Source organism: Pseudomonas sp. TE36184 (assembly GCF_054060055.1).
In genome coordinates, this window is the sequence record NZ_JBSSCU010000001.1 from 4,883,491 (window position 1) to 4,896,481 (window position 12,991).

Genomic DNA, 12,991 nt, shown 5'->3' on the forward strand with positions numbered 1-12,991 from the left:
TGTGCAATGGCACTCGACACATGGCTGGCTTTTTTCCTCGCTAGTTGGATCATTTCCCTTTCTCCTGGCGCAGGCGCCATCGCCTCGATGTCCAGTGGCTTGCAATACGGTTTCCTGCGCGGTTACTGGAACGCCATCGGCCTGCAAATCGGCCTGGCGATGCAGATCGCCGTGGTCGCCGGCGGGTTGGGAGCCATTCTGGCGGCGTCGTCCACCGCGTTCTATGCGATCAAATGGTTTGGCGTGGCGTACCTGGTGTACCTGGCCGTCAAGCAATGGCGCGCGTTGCCCATGGACATGACCGATGACGCTGCAGTACGGCCGATCGGCAAGCCGATGGCGATGATGTTCCGTGGCTTTCTGGTCAACGCCAGCAACCCCAAAGCGTTGGTGTTCATGCTCGCGGTGCTGCCGCAGTTCGTGAACCCGCAGGCGCCGCTGCTGATCCAATACCTGATCCTCGGCGCGACGATGATCAGCGTCGATATGATCGTGATGGCGGGCTATACCGGCCTGGCGTCGAAAGTCTTGCGCCTGTTGCGCACGCCCAAGCAGCAAAAACGCATGAACCGCACGTTTGCCGGGTTGTTCGTGGGGGCTGCGGGCTTCCTCGCCAGCTTGCATCGTGCGACGGCTTGAACCCGGACCGGGCTGAATAAACCGGATCGACAATGTGGGAGCGGGCTTGCTCGCGATAGTGGAGTGTCAGTCACCGAGTCAGTCGGCTGACCCACTGCTATCGCGAGCAAGCCCGCTCCCACATTGTTTTTGCGTTGCCTGTGCGCGTTGGGGGCAGCGCAGAATCGTCGGGCGTGGCGTCATTGCTACAGCTCAATCTGCTCTGTTACTCAAAATACAAATCACTTACACCTTGAGTCAAATCTCATAAAGCTCAACAATGTGTTACTTCGTATTTCCCTTTGAGATTCGTTCATGACTGCCCCCTTCCGTTTTCTCGCCTGGCTGCTATTGCCGGCGTTGATGTCGTGCAGCTTCAATCTGTTGGCCGCGCCTGCCGAGGGCGCCACGAAAGCCCTGCATTTGCTGGACTACATCGGCGCGGACTATCCGCCGACGGTAGCGGCGGGCAAGGTCGTCGATGAATCGGAATACCGTGAGCAGGTGGAATTTCTGGGGGTATTGCAGGGCCTGGTGGCTGAGCTGCCGTCCAAGCCCGAGCGCGCGGAATTGGTCAAAGGGGTCGATGAATTGGTCGCGGCCGTGACCGCTCGTCAGGATGGTGCCAGCGTGGCCCGCCAGTCCCGACAGTTGGGCGCCAAGCTGGCGGCGGCGTATGAAGTCAGCCAGGCCCCGGCGATTACGCCCGACCCGACTCGCGGCGCACCACTGTATGCCCAGCACTGCTCGGTCTGCCACGGCACGGCCGGCGCCGGTGATGGCCCGGCGGGCGTCGACATGACGCCGCCGCCAGCGAACCTGCAGAACGCGGAGCGCCTGGACCGCCTGAGCCTCTATGCGATCTACAACACGCTGGGCCTGGGTGTCGAAGGCACGGACATGCCGTCCTTCGCCGACCAACTGGACGACCGCCAGCGCTGGGACCTGGCCACCTACATCGCCGGCTTCACGGCCGACCCGGCTGCCGCGAAGAGCGCGCAACCGTTCAACCTCGCCGACCTGGCCCGCCAGACCCCCAATGAAGTGTTGGCCGCCAACGGCCCGGCCGCTGCTGCGACGTTCCGCGCCCAGCGTGCCCAGCCGCCGCAGGTCAAGCGCGGCCCGGCGCAGTTGCTCGACTACACCGCCGCGACCCTCGACAAGAGCCTTGCGGCGTTCCGCAGCGGTGACCATGAGCAAGCCTACGACCTGTCGGTAGCGGCGTATCTGGAAGGGTTCGAGCTGGTGGAAAGCTCCCTGGACAACGTCAACGCCAACGTGCGCAAAGACACCGAGAAGGCCCTGATGGCCTATCGGCAGTCGTTGCAGGACGGCTTGCCGCTCGAACAGGTGCAGCAGCGCCTGGACGCCGCCAAGGGCAAGCTCACCGAATCTGCCGGCTTGTTGGGTGGCGATGGCCTGAGCTGGTCGTTGAGCTTTATCTCAGGCTTGCTGATCCTGCTGCGCGAAGGTCTGGAAGCGATCCTGGTGCTGGCGGCGGTCCTCGCCTTCCTGCGTAACACCGGCCAGGAATCGGCGGTGCGCGGCGTCCATGTCGGCTGGGGCCTGGCCTTGTTGGCCGGCTTGGCCACCTGGGCGTTGGCCGCCTATGTGATCGATGTGAGCGGCGCCCAGCGCGAATTGCTCGAAGGTTGCACGGCGTTGTTTGCCAGTGTGATGGTGCTGTGGCTCGGCGTGTGGATGCATGACCGGCGCCACGCAGCGGCCTGGCAGGACTACATCAAGAGCAGCCTGGTGGGCGGCGGTGGCCGTTTCGGCTTCGCGCTGCTGGCGTTCTTCTCGGTGTACCGCGAGCTGTTCGAAGTGATCCTGTTCTATGAAACCCTGTGGTTGCAAGCCGGCCCGGCCGGGCACAACGCCGTGCTGGGGGGTGGCGCCACGGCGCTGGTGCTGTTGGTGGGCCTGGCGTGGGTGATCCTGCGCGGTTCGGCGAAGCTGCCATTGGCGCTGTTCTTCGGGATCAACGCGGCGCTGCTGTGTGCGTTGTCGGTGGTGTTCGCCGGGCACGGCGTGAAGGCGTTGCAGGAAGCCGGCATCTTCGGCACGCGGCCGGTGGCGTTCTTTGACTTCGACTGGCTGGGTATCCACGCCGATGCCTACTCGCTGAGTGCGCAGGTGGTGGCGATCCTGGCGATTATGGTGATGTATGGCCGCAGTCGGATCGCCGACAAGCGCCGGCTGGCGGCATAAGCATGCGCGTGTGGATCGACGCCGATGCTTGCCCGCGCGCGGCCAAGGACCAGGTGGTGAAGTTCGCCCTCAAGCGTCAGTTCGAGGTGGTGCTGGTGGCCGGGCAGAGCCAGATCAAGCCGGCCTTTGCCTGCGTTAAGCTGATCGTGGTGCCCAGCGGCCCGGACGCGGCGGATGACTACCTGGTGGAGCACGCGGTGCCCGGTGAGCTGGTGATCTGCAGCGACGTGCCCCTGGCTGACCGCCTGGTGAAGAACGGCGTGACGGCTCTCGACCCGCGCGGCAAGGAATTCAGCCCGCAGAACATGAGTGAGCGGCTGGCGGTGCGTAACCTGTTCACCGATCTGCGCGAGCAAGGCCAGATGGGCGGTGGTCCACCGCCCCATGGGGAAAAGGACAAGCAAGCGTTCGCCAACGCACTCGACCGCCTGCTCACACGCTTGATGCGGGCCGGTTAGTCGTTTTCGTGGGTCAGCTCCAGCACCCGATCCACCAGCTTGTTGATGCCTGACGCGACTTCGCTGATGTTCTTGCCGAGCATATAGGCGGGAGTGCTGACCAGCTTGCGCGCGGTGTCTTCCACGATATCGTCCACCGCGCATGCCTGGTGGTGGGCGCCCATCTTGTCCAGCGCGGCGGCGGTGTCGGCATCGTTGCCGATGGTGCAGGTCACTCCCGGGCCATAGATCTTCGCGGCCAGGGCCGGCGAGATGCAGATCAGTCCCAGCGGCTTGCCCGCTTCGACAAAGGCTTCGGCCAGCGCCAATACCTGCGGGTTGAGGCTGCAACCGGCGCCTGCGCTGGCAAAGTTCGACAGGTTCTTCGCCGCGCCAAACCCGCCAGGCACGATCAGCGCGTCGAAATCCTCGGCGTTGGCTTCACGAATGTCTTTCACGTCGCCCCGGGCAATGCGGGCGGACTCCACCAGCACATTGCGCGACTCGGGCATTTCTTCGCCCGTGAGGTGGTTGATCACGTGCAACTGTGCGATGTCGGGTGCAAAGCATTGGACCTGAGCGCCGCGCTGATCCAGGCGCAGCAGGGTGATCACGCTTTCGTGGATTTCTGCACCGTCGTACACGCCACAGCCGGAAAGGATCACTGCAATCTTTTTGCTCATGGGCATTTCTCCTGATTCATGGCGTTAAATGTCTACTAATTTGTCATCTGTTGCCAATGGGAACTCTCGCCGCAGCCCCTAATCTTGATGCAATAAAAACAGACCGGACTAGCCCATGGACTTCGTGCCTTACGCGGTACCGTTTTTCATCGCCTTGATCGTGGTTGAACTGCTCGTAGACCGTTGGCGCGGCGCGCGCAATTATCGGGTGGCGGATGCCATCAACAGCCTCAGCACTGGCGTGCTGTCCACCACCACCGGGCTGCTGACCAAGGGCGTGGGATTGCTGACCTACGCATTCGCCCTCAAGCACCTGGCGCTGATCGAGCTGTCGGCCGAGAGCGTCTGGACCTGGGTGTTCGCCTTTGTGTTCTACGACTTCTGCTATTACTGGCTGCATCGCTGCGGTCACGAGCGCAATATCCTGTGGGCCGCGCATTCGGTGCATCACCAGAGCGAGGACTACAACCTCACCACCGCCTTGCGCCAGACCAGCACCGGCTTTCTGCTGAGCTGGATCTTCTATCTGCCTCTGGCCGTGCTCGGCGTGCCGCTGGTGGTGTTCATCAGCGTAGCTTCGCTCAACCTGCTGTATCAATTCTGGGTCCACACCCGCCATGTGCCCAAGCTCGGCTGGTTCGAGTGGTTCTTCGTCACCCCGTCCAATCATCGGGCCCACCATGCACAGAACGCTCTCTACATGGATCGCAACTACGGCGGGGTGTTCATTATTTGGGACCGGCTGTTTGGCTCGTTTCAGGAAGAAGACGAAAACGAGCCGGTGATCTTTGGCGTCACCACCCCCTTGGCCAGTTGGAACCCGCTGTGGGCCAACCTGCAGTTCTATGCGCAGTTGTGGAGTGACGCGCGGCGCACGCAAAGCCGTTGGGACAAGCTGCGCATCTGGTTCATGCGTACCGGCTGGCGGCCGGCCGACGTGAAGGCCAACTACCCGTTGACCAAGCCGGACTTGAGCCAGTTCCGCAAATTCGAGGTGCCGCTGGATACGCGGCAACAGGTGTACGTCGCCCTGCAATTCGCGGTGTATGTGGGGTTTGGCAGTTATCTGATGAACGTCGGCGAAGGGCTGCCCACGGCGGCGTTGGTGCTGGGCTGGAGTGCAATGGCGTTGGGCCTGTTCAGCCTGGGCGTCGCCCTGGAGAACCGCCCGTGGGCGTTGAAGGCGGAACTGGTGCGCCTGGGCCTGAATGTGCCGTTGGTATGGCTGGCGCCGCTGGTCGGGCTTTGGCCGGCCAGCCACCTGGGCTGGCCGGGTCTGTTGAGCTACAGCTTGCTGAGCCTGATTGGCCTCTACTGCTGCCGAGGCCGGCTTACTCGACTGGCGTCTTAGGCGGCTCGGCCGGGCTGGTCTCACTCAATTGTGCGGCCGCCAGTCGGGCCTTGGCGTCGGCACAGGCTTGACGGGCGATGCGCGCGTTCTTGAACCGCCGCCGCAGCCAGAGAACCAGGCCCAGCAGTAACAACGCACCCAGCACCCACAGCTCGTACTTCTTGATGCTACCCAGCATGCCTTCCAGCACCGCGCCGAAATGGTACGCCGCCGCGCCGAGTGCCGCCGCCCAGACCGCCGCGCCAATGCCGTTGAGTAACAGGTAGCGCAAGGGCGGATAGCCGGACAGGCCAATCGCCACGGGCATCACCGTGCGCAATCCGTAGACAAAGCGGAAGCTCAACACCCAGATATCCGGGTGCTTGCGGATATGTTCCAGGGCTTTGTCGCCCATCAATTGCCAGCGCGGTTTACGTGCCAACAGTTTGCGGCCGTGCTTGCGCCCCATGTAATACCAAAGCTGGTCGCCGGCGTAGCTGCCAAAAAAAGCAACGACCACCACCAGGTTGATATCCATGTACCCACGGAACGCCAGGAAGCCTGCGAGAACGAGTATGGTCTCGCCTTCGAAGAACGTCCCGAGGAAGAGGGCAAAGTAGCCGAAGTCATGCAGAAATTGTTGAAGCATGGTCTGGGTGCTGGCGAAATGAACGCGCAGCCTACGCCTTCGCGATCATTCGTGAAAGTATCGAGATGTGTCACGAAGTGAACAATTCCTACAGAAACGCCGAATGCGACTACAGGTCGCATCGTTAAGCACAACTGTCATACCTTCGTCATAATGGCCGCTTATAACTGCAACACTCGCCCGTAAACGCGGGCTCAGGAGTCTGTCGTGAGCTTTACCCCTGCCAATCGCCTGTTTCCCGCGACCCGTCTGCGTCGCAACCGTCGTGATGATTTTTCTCGCCGTCTGGTCCGTGAAAACGTACTGACCACGAATGATCTGATCCTGCCGGTCTTTGTGCTGGACGGGGAAAACCGTCGGGAAGCCGTGGCGTCGATGCCGGGTGTCGAGCGCTTGACCATTGATTTGCTGCTGGAAGAGGCGGCGAACTGGGTCGAGTTGGGGATTCCGGCGCTGGCGCTGTTCCCTGTCACGCCTGCTGAACTCAAGTCCCTCGATGCAGCCGAAGCCTGGAACCCGCAAGGGATCGCCCAGCGCGCCACCCGTGCGTTGCGTGAGCGCTTCCCGGAATTGGGGGTGATCACCGATGTGGCCCTGGACCCGTTCACCACCCACGGGCAGGATGGCATCCTGGATGAAGACGGCTACGTGCAGAACGACATCACCGTCGACGCGCTGGTCAAGCAAGCCTTGTCTCATGCCGCCGCCGGGGCCCAGGTGGTCGCGCCGTCGGACATGATGGACGGCCGCATCCAGGCGATCCGCGAAGCCCTGGAGCTGGCCGGCCACGTCAATGTGCGGATCATGGCCTACTCGGCCAAATACGCCAGTGCCTACTATGGTCCGTTCCGCGATGCGGTGGGCTCGGCCCTGAACCTGGGCAAGGCCAACAAAGCCTCGTACCAGATGGACCCGGCCAACAGCCATGAAGCCCTGCACGAAGTGGCCGCCGACCTGGCCGAAGGCGCCGACATGGTGATGGTCAAGCCCGGGATGCCTTACCTGGACATCCTTTATCGGGTCAAAGAGGAATTCAAGGTGCCGACCTTTGTCTATCAGGTCAGCGGTGAATACGCCATGCACATGGCCGCGATCCAGAATGGTTGGTTGAGTGAAGGGGTGATCCTCGAATCCCTGACAGCCTTTAAACGTGCTGGCGCTGATGGCATTCTGACCTACTTCGCCGCCCGCGCTGCCCAATTGCTTAGAGAGCAACAATAGCCCTCACAGGAACACTCGATGAATACCGAAGGACTCTCAGAAGTTGCCGTAAAAGACGCCCACCCGGTGGTCGAATCCGTCGCCGAGACCCCGCCGGTGCCGGAGCCGGCGCCGCCGGTGGTGGTCGCCGAAGCGCCGGCCCCGGCGCCAGCGCCTGCCGTGGTGACCAACCTGGATGACAGCAGCCTGTACATTCACCGTGAGTTGTCACAACTGCAATTCAACATCCGCGTGCTGGAACAGGCGCTGGATGAGTCCTATCCGTTGCTGGAACGCCTGAAATTCCTGCTGATTTTCTCCAGCAACCTGGACGAGTTCTTCGAGATCCGCGTCGCCGGCCTCAAGAAGCAGATCACCTTCGCCCGTGAACAAGCCGGCGCCGATGGCCTGCAACCGCATCAAGCCCTGGCGCGCATCAGCGAACTGGTACACGGGCATGTGGATCGCCAATACGCGATCCTCAACGACATCCTGCTGCCGGAACTGGAAAAACATCAGGTCCGCTTCATCCGTCGTCGCCACTGGACCACCAAGATCAAGACCTGGGTGCGTCGCTACTTCCGCGACGAGATCGCGCCGATCATCACGCCGATCGGTCTCGACCCGACTCACCCGTTCCCGTTGCTGGTCAACAAGAGCCTGAACTTCATCGTTGAGCTTGAAGGTATCGACGCCTTCGGTCGCGATTCCGGCCTGGCGATCATCCCGGCACCGCGTCTGCTGCCACGGATCATCAAGGTACCGGAAGAGGTGGGGGGCGCTGGCGATAACTATGTATTCCTGTCGTCGATGATCCACGCGCACGCCGATGACCTGTTCCAGGGCATGAAGGTCAAGGGCTGCTACCAGTTCCGCCTGACCCGTAACGCCGACCTGGCGCTGGACTCCGAAGACGTCGAAGACTTGGCCCGCGCCCTGCGTGGCGAGCTGTTCTCGCGGCGCTACGGCGATGCGGTGCGTCTGGAAGTGGCCGACACCTGCCCGAAACATCTGTCGGACTACCTGCTCAAGCAGTTCAACCTCGGCGAGAGCGAGCTGTACCAGGTCAACGGCCCGGTCAACTTGACGCGTCTGTTCAGCATCACCGGCCTGGACAGCCACCCGGAGCTGCAATACACGCCGTTCACGCCGCAGATCCCGAAACTGCTGCAAAACAGCGAAAACATTTTCAGCGTGGTCAGCAAGCAGGACATCCTGTTGCTGCACCCGTTCGAGTCCTTCACCCCGGTGGTCGACCTGTTGCGCCAGGCCGCCAAGGACCCGCATGTACTCGCCGTGCGCCAGACCCTGTACCGCAGCGGCGCCAACTCGGAGATCGTCGACGCCCTGGTGGACGCTGCGCGTAACGGCAAGGAAGTCACCGCGGTGATCGAACTGCGCGCGCGCTTCGACGAAGAGTCCAACCTGCAACTGGCCAGCCGCCTGCAAGCGGCCGGCGCGGTGGTGATCTACGGTGTGGTCGGGTTCAAGACCCACGCCAAGATGATGCTGATCCTGCGCCGCGAAGCCGGTGAGATCGTGCGTTACGCGCACTTGGGCACCGGCAACTATCACGCCGGTAACGCCAAACTCTACACCGACTACAGCCTGCTGACCTCCGACGACGCCTTGTGTGAAGACGTCGGCAAGTTGTTCAGCCAGTTGATCGGCATGGGTAAGACGTTGCGCATGAAGAAGCTGCTGCATGCGCCGTTCACCCTGAAGAAGGGCATGCTCGACATGATCGCCCGCGAGACCCAGTTCGCGCTCGACGGCAAACCGGCGCACATCATCGCCAAGTTCAACTCGCTGACCGATCCGAAGATCATCCGCGCGCTGTACAAGGCCAGCCAGTCCGGCGTGCGTATCGACCTGGTGGTACGCGGCATGTGCTGCCTGCGGCCGGGCATCGCCGGGGTCTCGCACAACATCCATGTGCGCTCGATCATCGGGCGGTTCCTGGAGCACACGCGGGTGTTCTACTTCCTCAACGGCGGGGAGGAGCAGATGTACCTCTCCAGCGCCGACTGGATGGAGCGCAACCTCGACAAGCGTGTGGAGACGTGCTTCCCGGTGGAAGGCAAGAAGCTGATCATGCGGGTCAAGAAAGAGCTGGAAAGTTATCTCACCGATAACACTCACAGCTGGAGCCTGCAGTCGGACGGCCGCTACGTGCGCAACACGCCGACCGGCAACCAGAACCCGCGCAGCGCCCAGGCCACCTTGCTGGAAAGGCTGGGTAGCCCGATTCTCGCAGTGAATTAACCGACCTAATGTGGGAGGGGGCTTGCCCCCGATGGCGATGGTTCAGTCAAAGTACCAAGTGACTGACACACCGCCATCGGGGGCAAGTCGAATCGTCGCACCGCCCCTCCCACATGTATTTTCGGTGTTCTTTAGCGCACGTTCAGGCTGAACCCCACCCGCGTCAGCCACTCCGCTTCCTGGGCGAAGTCCGCCTGGGTCAGCTGGTTTTCCTCCAGCCAGCCTTCCGGGAACACCACGTCGAGGCTGTCGCCGCTGGCGCGCAGGGTCACCTGGGGCATTTCCTGGGTGCCACGGATGTGGTGGAACAGGATCGCAAAGCGCAGCAGCACGCACAGGCGGATCAGCTTGATGCCTTCGTCACCGAATTCGGCGAACTTGTCCTTGGGGATATTGCGGCGATGGCCGCGTACCAGCAGCGCGAGCATCTGCTGGTCTTCCCGGGAGAAACCAGCCAGGTCGGAGTGCTCGATCAGGTAGGCGCCGTGCTTGTGGTAATGGTAGTGGGCGATATCCAGGCCCACTTCATGCACCTTGGCCGCCCAGCCCAGCAGTTCGCGCCATACACCGTCTTCCAGGTCCCAGTCCGCGGCCACCTGGTCGAAGGCATGCAGGGCTTTGCGTTCCACGCGGGCCGCTTGTTCCAGATCGGCGTGATAGCGCTCCATCAACGAGCTGAGGGTGCGCTCACGCACGTCCTCATGGTGATGACGGCCGAGCAGGTCGTAAAGCACGCCTTCGCGCAGGGCGCCGTCGCAGTGGTCCATGCGTTGCAGTTCGAGGGCGTCGAAGATCGCTTCGAGAATCGCCAGGCCCGCCGGGAAAATCGTGCGGCGGTCGGGCTTGATGCCATCGAAGTCGATTTTTTCGGCATCTCCCAGCTTGAACAGCTTGCGCTTGAGCCACGCCAGGCCTTCGGCGTTGACCTCGCCGGTGCCATGGCCGCCGGCTTTCAAGGCCAGGCCGATGGCACGGATGGTGCCGGACGAGCCGATCGCTTCATCCCACGACAGGCGATGCAGGGCGTGCTCGATGCTCATGATCTCCAGCCGCGCCGCCGTGTAGGCCTGGGCATAACGCGCCGGGGTGATCTTGCCGTCCTTGAAATAACGCTGGGTATAGCTGACGCAGCCCATCTGCAGGCTTTCGCGCAGCAGCGGCTCGAAGCGCTGGCCGATGATGAATTCGGTGCTGCCGCCGCCGATGTCCGCCACCAGGCGCTTGCCGGGGGTGTCGGCCAGGGTGTGGGACACGCCGAGGTAGATCAGGCGCGCTTCTTCGCGTCCGGAGATGACTTCCACCGGGTGCCCGAGGATCTCCTCGGCGCGGCGGATGAATTCGCCCCGGTTACGGGCTTCGCGCAACGCGTTGGTGCCGACGATTCGCACAGCACCCGGGGGCATGCCGTTGATCAACTGGGCAAACCGCTTGAGGCAATCGAGCCCGCGCTGCATGGATTCTTCATTGAGCTGGCGCGCGTCGTCGATTCCGGCAGCCAGTTGGACTTTTTCGCCTAGCCGCTCAAGGATGCGGATTTCGCCGTTCTGGGCCTTGGCCACGACCATATGAAAGCTGTTGGAGCCCAGGTCGATGGCGGCGATCAGGGACAGATTCTTGGCTTGGGATTGCGGCATGGTTAGAGGGTCTCGGTCGATAACCTGACCATCGTGCCACGATCGACCGCTGGAGCCAACGCGTAGCGCTCCGGTAATTTTCCTAAGGGTGTCTGCGAGGAATTCTTGTGGGAAATGTAGGGTGGGTTTCTAAATATCCACTGAATGAGGTTTTAGTTTTGTAGGAGTTTTTAACTAGTTGTTGTTGTAAAGCTTTTTATGATTTTCCCTACAGAGTGCTTGTTGATGTTCCATTGGTTTTTTTGTTTAGGACTACCTCGCGGTCGGGTAAAGGCGACTCTTTGTTTTTACGGCTCCCACACTAACTGATGTGTTATCTGATTCTTTAATGAAGTGCCAAAGCGACAGACTGTCACCCGGCAATATTGCCTGGGTGTTATTTATTTATAGTCGTGCAGGTCCGGAGAAATAAGCCGTTTGGCGCTGGACTTGCCAAGAGATAAATAAAGAACGCCTGATAACTTTCAGTGACAGGTCGAATATGAAAAAAATTGTTGGATTGACTCTCGGTCTCGCTTGCCTGGCTGCGGCCATCAGTGCTAACGCATCCACCAGTGCCGAACTGGTCGTCAGGGGCACGATCAAACCCGCTGCCTGCAACCTGAGCATGACTGGCGGCGGCATTATCAATTACGGCGATATTCCTTCGGGCCAACTCTCCCAGACGGCGTTCAACCCGCTTCGGGAAATGACCACGCCCCTGTCCGTCAATTGCGGCACCGGCAGCGCTCCGTTCGGGCTGACATTCACCGACCTGCAGGCCGGCAGCAGGGTAACGGGCATCCTCAGTGCCCTTGGCGCAGGCTATACCGAGGTGCATAACTTCGGCTTGGGTTCGGTCGCTGGCAAAAATACCGGTGGCTATGCGGTTACGCTCAGGGACCTCAGGTCGCCGAGCAAAACGCTGACGGCTATTACACGTGTCGGCGAAGGCGCGGCCTGGCAGAGCAGTGATGGCAAAGTCGCGAAATCGCCTAACCAATCTTCGTGGCGCAGTGGCACTTCGCTCATTCCGGCCGAACTCTCTCAACTGACCGGGACTATTGCAGTACGGGCCGTGATCAACAAAGGCCAAGACTTGAACCTGGCTCGCGACGTTACTCTTGATGGTCGCGCAACGCTTACTTTGGTTTACCTCTAAGCGGCTGAAATACAGCCGATCAAAGAACGCACGCGTTCTGATCGGCTGTTTTCATGTGGGTGCTTGGCTATCAATTGCCAACTTCATGGTCTGCGGGGAACACTGAGTGCGTAGTCTTTCAGTAATAAATAATCTGCTGTTGTTGTGTGCAAGTGTGTGTCTGTGTTTTACCGGCATTGTATTGGCGGACGGAATGTTGCCGGAAACCTCGGTTGTGGTTCTTTATGAGGAACAAGGCGAGGCCACGATAAATATCAAGAACACCGATTCGGGGCCGGCGCTGCTTCATTCAGTCGTACTGAACGTGCCCGAAGACGTAGAGCCCCTATTGATTGTCACGCCGCCTATTGCGCGTGTGGAACCCGGTGAAACCCAGTTGGTGCGTTTCATCAGCACCTTGGAAGCACCGCTGAAGACCCAGCGCTTGAAGCGTGTGTCCTTCGAGGGTATTCCGCAGGCGCGTGCCGCAGGGGGTGCGACCATCGGTATCACCCTTCGGCAGAATCTGCCGCTGATCCTGCACCCCAAAGGCTTGCCTCAACATCACACGCCCTGGGAGCTGCTGAAGTGGCGGCGGGCAGGAGAGAGGCTCGCTGTTCACAACGACAGTGCTTATGTGGTGCGCCTGGCGCCGGAGGTGCAGTTGCTGCCCCAACGGGTTCTGGCGACGTTGCCGCGTGCTTACATTTTGCCGGGGGAGGCGTTGACGGCGAAGGTTGACGGAACATTGGACGGCTTGGCCGAAGTCGAGATCCAGCCCGCCACGGTTTATGGGTTTTCGGTGGACAGTTACCGCGCCCCGATCAGTACCGATGGGGGTTGA

The 12,991-nt window shown here is 61.2% G+C and carries 11 protein-coding genes; 8 read left to right on the top strand and 3 right to left on the bottom strand.

Annotated features, from left to right (window positions below; all coding sequences use genetic code 11):
- The first annotated feature begins 6 nt into the window (after positions 1-6).
- The 3 genes from ACVWZP_RS21875 to ACVWZP_RS21885 all read left to right on the top strand — a co-directional run bounded on the left by ACVWZP_RS21875 (position 7) and on the right by ACVWZP_RS21885 (position 3,287).
- A complete protein-coding gene (locus tag ACVWZP_RS21875) occupies positions 7-639 on the top strand; it encodes a LysE family transporter (protein ID WP_026139801.1) in 633 nt (210 codons plus the stop codon).
- 294 nt (positions 640-933) lie between these two features.
- On the top strand, positions 934-2,829 hold the full coding sequence (locus ACVWZP_RS21880; RefSeq protein WP_457370154.1) for an FTR1 family protein: 1,896 nt from the start codon (positions 934-936) through the stop codon (positions 2,827-2,829).
- A 2-nt stretch (positions 2,830-2,831) separates the two neighbouring features.
- Positions 2,832-3,287: a YaiI/YqxD family protein gene (locus ACVWZP_RS21885; RefSeq protein WP_017845147.1), complete on the top strand. Its 456-nt coding sequence runs from the start codon at positions 2,832-2,834 to the stop codon at positions 3,285-3,287.
- On the opposite strand, the gene elbB is transcribed toward ACVWZP_RS21885, so the two are convergent.
- Positions 3,284-3,949 carry an isoprenoid biosynthesis glyoxalase ElbB gene (gene elbB / locus ACVWZP_RS21890; RefSeq protein WP_079444912.1) on the bottom strand — a complete coding sequence of 222 codons (666 nt, stop codon included), beginning with the start codon at positions 3,947-3,949 and terminating at the stop codon, positions 3,284-3,286. The genes ACVWZP_RS21885 and elbB overlap by 4 nt on opposite strands.
- Before the next feature lie 115 nt (positions 3,950-4,064).
- Between elbB and ACVWZP_RS21895 the strand changes: the two genes are divergently transcribed.
- Positions 4,065-5,300 carry a sterol desaturase family protein gene (locus ACVWZP_RS21895; RefSeq protein WP_046381679.1) on the top strand — a complete coding sequence of 412 codons (1,236 nt, stop codon included), beginning with the start codon at positions 4,065-4,067 and terminating at the stop codon, positions 5,298-5,300.
- Here the strand turns inward: ACVWZP_RS21895 and ACVWZP_RS21900 are convergent.
- Positions 5,281-5,928, bottom strand: a complete 648-nt coding sequence (locus ACVWZP_RS21900) for a DedA family protein (protein ID WP_017845144.1) — start codon at positions 5,926-5,928, stop codon at positions 5,281-5,283. The two genes, ACVWZP_RS21895 and ACVWZP_RS21900, sit on opposite strands and share 20 nt — an antisense overlap.
- 207 nt (positions 5,929-6,135) lie before the next feature.
- Between ACVWZP_RS21900 and hemB the strand changes: the two genes are divergently transcribed.
- Entirely contained in the window at positions 6,136-7,149 is a 1,014-nt protein-coding gene (hemB, locus tag ACVWZP_RS21905) for a porphobilinogen synthase (RefSeq protein ID WP_057003998.1), read from the top strand.
- 18 nt (positions 7,150-7,167) lie between these two features.
- Positions 7,168-9,393: a polyphosphate kinase 1 gene (gene ppk1, locus ACVWZP_RS21910; RefSeq protein ID WP_046381681.1), complete on the top strand. Its 2,226-nt coding sequence runs from the start codon at positions 7,168-7,170 to the stop codon at positions 9,391-9,393.
- A gap of 131 nt (positions 9,394-9,524) precedes the next feature.
- On the opposite strand, the gene ppx is transcribed toward ppk1, so the two are convergent.
- Positions 9,525-11,027 carry an exopolyphosphatase gene (gene ppx, locus ACVWZP_RS21915; protein WP_017845141.1) on the bottom strand — a complete coding sequence of 501 codons (1,503 nt, stop codon included), beginning with the start codon at positions 11,025-11,027 and terminating at the stop codon, positions 9,525-9,527.
- Between the two features lie 481 nt (positions 11,028-11,508).
- Here ppx and ACVWZP_RS21920 point away from each other — a divergent pair, with 481 nt between their 5' ends.
- Together ACVWZP_RS21920 and ACVWZP_RS21925 are read left to right on the top strand one after the other, a co-directional pair.
- Positions 11,509-12,168, top strand: coding sequence for a DUF1120 domain-containing protein (locus ACVWZP_RS21920; protein ID WP_046381682.1), 660 nt, complete (start codon positions 11,509-11,511; stop codon positions 12,166-12,168).
- A 133-nt stretch (positions 12,169-12,301) separates the two neighbouring features.
- On the top strand, positions 12,302-12,991 hold the full coding sequence (locus ACVWZP_RS21925) for a fimbria/pilus chaperone family protein (protein ID WP_177031882.1): 690 nt from the start codon (positions 12,302-12,304) through the stop codon (positions 12,989-12,991).